Source organism: Gelidibacter algens, assembly GCF_001678675.1.
Classification (GTDB): domain Bacteria; phylum Bacteroidota; class Bacteroidia; order Flavobacteriales; family Flavobacteriaceae; genus Gelidibacter; species Gelidibacter algens.
Genome location: NZ_LZRN01000094.1, coordinates 1 through 4335, shown reverse-complemented (window position 1 = coordinate 4335; position 4335 = coordinate 1). Strand labels below are relative to the sequence as shown.

The 4335-nt window shown below is 41.7% G+C and carries 5 protein-coding genes; all 5 read left to right on the top strand.

All coding sequences use genetic code 11. From position 1 onward, the window contains the following. Window positions 1–191 precede the first annotated feature (191 nt). The gene (gene istA / locus A9996_RS19065) at window positions 192–1745 is read left to right on the top strand and encodes an IS21 family transposase (RefSeq protein ID WP_066431889.1); all 1554 of its coding nucleotides are present in this window, start codon (window positions 192–194) and stop codon (window positions 1743–1745) included. 26 nt (window positions 1746–1771) lie between these two features. Beyond that, window positions 1772–2509: an IS21-like element helper ATPase IstB gene (gene istB, locus A9996_RS19060; protein WP_066431887.1), complete on the top strand. Its 738-nt coding sequence runs from the start codon at window positions 1772–1774 to the stop codon at window positions 2507–2509. Between the two features lie 124 nt (window positions 2510–2633). After that, window positions 2634–3092 carry a hypothetical protein gene (locus tag A9996_RS19055; protein ID WP_066439078.1) on the top strand — a complete coding sequence of 153 codons (459 nt, stop codon included), beginning with the start codon at window positions 2634–2636 and terminating at the stop codon, window positions 3090–3092. A gap of 70 nt (window positions 3093–3162) precedes the next feature. After that, the gene (locus A9996_RS19050; protein ID WP_211272668.1) at window positions 3163–3678 is read left to right on the top strand and encodes a Crp/Fnr family transcriptional regulator; all 516 of its coding nucleotides are present in this window, start codon (window positions 3163–3165) and stop codon (window positions 3676–3678) included. 58 nt (window positions 3679–3736) lie between these two features. Beyond that, window positions 3737–4159: an SRPBCC domain-containing protein gene (locus A9996_RS19045; RefSeq protein ID WP_066438882.1), complete on the top strand. Its 423-nt coding sequence runs from the start codon at window positions 3737–3739 to the stop codon at window positions 4157–4159. Window positions 4160–4335: the final 176 nt, after the last annotated feature.

The window sequence follows — 4335 nt, the reverse complement described above, 5'->3', positions numbered from 1 at the left end:
TGGATACTTCGGTTCGATTTGTGCCAGTGATTTCGGTTTCATAGTGCCAGGCATTTCGGTTCAAACTGTGCCACTTTTGCCTGTGTGGTAAAAGTCTATATCGGTTCGATTTGTGCCACAGTTCGACCTCGCTCACCGCAGCGCTTTGAAAGATCAAGTAATAATTACCTTGTCGCCAAAAAACGTGCGATATGGCCAACACACTTGATCCAATGGACTTAAAACAAATCATTTCCCTGCACCTAGATGGGTTCAGCAACCGTAAAATAGGCGCTACCCTGGGGATATCCCGCAACACGGTAAACAATTATATGCAGCTGTTCAAGGCCAGTGACCGTTCCCCTGAGGAACTGTTGGCCCGCGACAATGCTGCCCTGGAGGCACTCTTTCCTTCCAGTACCACGATAGCCAATCCCCGTTACGGTGAGCTAATGCTGTATTTTGACGGGATCAACAAAGCCCGGAACCATCCCGGTTTTACCTTTCTGTTCCACTACCAGGAATATGTGCAACATGCCAAAGAACCCTATAGTTATACCCAGTTCATGGAGCATTACAACCGTAAATACTCAAAGGTCAGGGGATCAATGAAACTGGAGCACGATCCGGGCAATGAGATGTATGTGGACTATGCGGGCAAGAAGCTGCAGATCGTGGACCGGGCCACCGGGGAGCTCATTGCGGTGGAGGTCTTTGTGGCCATCCTGCCCAACAGCCAGTACACCTATGTGGAAGCCTGCCATAGCCAAAAGAGAGCCGATCTTATCACATGCTGTGGCCATGCCCTGGAGTTTTATGGCGGGGTGCCCAAGGCCATCGTCTCCGATAATCTAAAGTCGGCCGTAACCCGTGCCAGTCGTTATGAGGCGGATATCAACCGCAGTTTTAAGGACTTTGCCAGGCACTACAACTGTGTGATCAACCCGACCCGTGGATACTCCCCGCAGGACAAGGCCCTTGTAGAGAATGCTGTCCATCTTGCCTATCAGCGCATCTATTATCCCTTGCGCAATATGACCTTCTTCTCCCTAAGCGAGCTCAACAAAGAGATCCGCAAGCTGTTGACAGCCTATAACAATCTACTGTTCAAAAGGAAACAGGCCAGCCGTCTGGAGCTCTTCCAGTCCATAGAAAAAGGCCATTTAAAATCACTTCCACTAAGTCCCTACCAGCTCAAGGACTATTGCCGTGCAAAGGTGCAGAAGATGGGATATGTGTACTTCTCGCCAGATAAAAGTTATTATAGCGTACCCTACCGCTACATCGGCAAGCAGACCCAGATCCATTATACCGCCACGACTGTGGAAGTGTATTACAACCATCAGCGGATAGCCCTGCACCAGCGTAATCCCAGTAAGGGAAACTACAACACAAATCGTGACCACCTGAGCAGTACCCACAAATATTATGTGGACTGGAGCCCTGAATTTTTTAAAAAGAAAGCTGCCCTGCACGGGGAAAATGTAGTGGCCTGTATTGATACCATCATTGCCTCGGGAGATTACCCCGAGATCGGTTACAAGCGTGCCATGGGACTTATCCAGTTGCACAGAGCCTTTGGCTCACAACGCTTGGACAGCGCATGCAAAAGGGCCATACAGGCAGATGCGGTCGCATACCAGCGCATCAAGAATATCCTGAAAAACAACCTGGACCGGTCTTCCCTGTTCTACCAAGATCTAGAACAAGACAAACCTCATATCCCCGTACATGAGAATCTCCGGGGAGCTTCGGCCTATCAATAAATATGTAACCAATAAACTCTATAATTATGAACAACAATCAAACCGTTGAAAAACTAAAACAAATGCGCCTAGGTGCCATGGCAGACTTACACCTGCTGCATATCAAGGAAAATCGCACACCGGATCTTACGGCCGATGAATACTTGGCATTGCTCACGGACCATCAGTGGGAGGACCATAAGGATCGAAAGATCCAAAGGCTCCTCAAGCAGGCATCCTTCCGTGGACAGGCCGATCTGGCGGAAGTGGACTACGCCCAACAGCGCAATCTGGACAGGAACATGTTCCTGCGTCTGGGCTGTCTGGATTTTATGAAACGAAAAGAGAATATTATTATGACCGGTGCCTCCGGAGTTGGAAAAAGTTATCTGGCCCAGGCCCTGGGGCACCAGGCGTGCATGATGGAATATCGCACCATCTATGCCAACACGGCCCGTTTATTAAAAAGACTGAAGCTCAGCAAGGCCGATGGAACCTATCTAAAAGAACTGGCAAAGCTCCTAAAGGCAGATCTGCTTATCCTGGATGACTTTGGTCTGCAAGGTTTTGACAACCATGCAAGAGAATCACTTATGGATATAATCGATGACCGTTACAACCGATCCTCCACCATCATCTTATCTCAAATACCAGTCTCCGCCTGGTATGACATCATTGGAGAAGGAACCATAGCTGATGCAATCCTGGACAGGATCGTAAACTCATCCCACAGGATCGACCTCAAAGGGGAATCCTTAAGAAAGGGAGCTTTAAAGAACGAATAACAATAATTTTTTATATAATTGCAAGATCTTTCAAAGTGGCACGGTTTGACCGAAACAGGTGGCACCATCACTCCGAAATAGCCACATATACAAGACCGTTACCAAACAGTTGAAAACCGAAAAAATGAAAAAACTTCTGATTTTAATATTGACATTTTCGCTTTGTTTATTGAGTTGCGACAGAAAAAAGTCGGAGAAGACTCAATCTGACTTTAAGTCAAAAACGGAATTTAAAGTAGAACAGAAATCTGAACCAAAAAAAATGGACACAACAGTTGTTTATTGGCAAACGGACTTCGATACTATCCGAACTAATCAAGAATTGAAAATCGGAAATGAAATCCACAAACTTGAATTAAAAACATATTCTCTAAACGATAGCTCAATTGTTCGAATAAACGATATAAATAAACCTATCATTTATAAAGACATTTATCACGATCAAATAACTGAAATAATATTAAAAAAAGACAATGATATTATTCTTAAATCTAAAGTCAGCAAATTAACTTTTAAAGATAGTCTTCTTGATGGAGATTTTTTAAAATATTCAGTATACACAACAACGTTGTGCTTAATGTAAAAAAACATTCAGGAAATTGACAGAATTACAGAAATATATTACTTCCTACTTTGGAATCACAAACCAAAATATGGACAAAATAACGTCCTTGTTCAAAGAATCTGAGCTCAAAAAAGGAGAATTTTTTACAAAATCTGGTCAATATTGCGAAAAACTGAGTTTTGTAAGAAGTGGTTTTATTCGAGTTTTTGCAAACACCAATGACAAAGAGATTACGCAATGGATTTCAACAAAAGGTTATTTCATAACGGATTTATACAGTTTTACTTTTAAACAGCGAGCAAAATGGAATATCCAAGCATTAACCGACTGCGAACTTTATACAATCGACAAAGAGAATTACGCACTTTTGAACAATTTAGTTCCGAATTGGGCTGAAATGGAAAAACAGTTCATTGCAGGTTGTTTCGTTCAATTAGAAGATAGAGTTTTCAGTCATTTATCACTAAGTGCCGAAGAACGTTACGACAAACTTTTTAAGAACAATAAAGAGCTTTTTAACCAAGTTCCATTGCAATATCTTGCTTCAATGCTGGGAATGTCGCCCGAAACTTTCAGCCGAATAAGAAACAAAAAGATTTCTTGATTTTTGTCAAGAGCAAAAGCATAAATTGAAACGAACTTTGTCAGATAAATTAAAAATTATGGCAAAGCAAATTAAAACATCGATTACGATAAACGCAAGTAAAGAAAGAGTTTGGAAAATATTAACGGACTTTGAGAATTATCCCGAATGGAATTCGTTTATTAAGTCGGTTTCTGGAGACGTAAAAGTTGGAAATCAAATCGTAATAAAATTGCAAGGAATGACATTTAAACCTGTCGTATTGACCTTGAATGAAAATACAGAATTAAAGTGGCTTGGTCATCTTTGGTTCAAAGGACTTTTTGACGGAGAACATAAATTCAAACTGATAGACAACGGAAATGGAACGACCAACTTTGAGCAGAGCGAAAATTTTAGCGGAATATTAGTCAACTTATTTGCCAAGAGTTTGGACAAGGATACCAAGAATGGCTTTGAACAAATGAATCGGGAATTGAAATTACGTGCGGAAAAACACTAAGCACAACAACGTATATAAAACATAGCTATTACAGGCTTTCCTAGAGGTTTTTGTATATTTGCGAAGTCCGCCAAATTTTTTAATTTGGCTTTTTGAGAAAATAAGATAAAAAGAAAATTAAAAAATTCGGCTCGTGCATAATCCGAAAGTTTAGCGTCTATTTATACGCTACGTTT

What these genes read in the sequence shown, in the direction of transcription:
- A9996_RS19055 (WP_066439078.1), top strand. Translation starts at nt 2,634, where the DNA reads ATGAAAAAACTTCTGATTTTAATATTGACATTTTCGCTTTGTTTATTG.
- A9996_RS19050 (WP_211272668.1), top strand. Translation starts at nt 3,163, where the DNA reads ATGGACAAAATAACGTCCTTGTTCAAAGAATCTGAGCTCAAAAAAGGA.
- A9996_RS19045 (WP_066438882.1), top strand. Translation starts at nt 3,737, where the DNA reads ATGGCAAAGCAAATTAAAACATCGATTACGATAAACGCAAGTAAAGAA.
- istB (WP_066431887.1), top strand. Translation starts at nt 1,772, where the DNA reads ATGAACAACAATCAAACCGTTGAAAAACTAAAACAAATGCGCCTAGGT.
- istA (WP_066431889.1), top strand. Translation starts at nt 192, where the DNA reads ATGGCCAACACACTTGATCCAATGGACTTAAAACAAATCATTTCCCTG.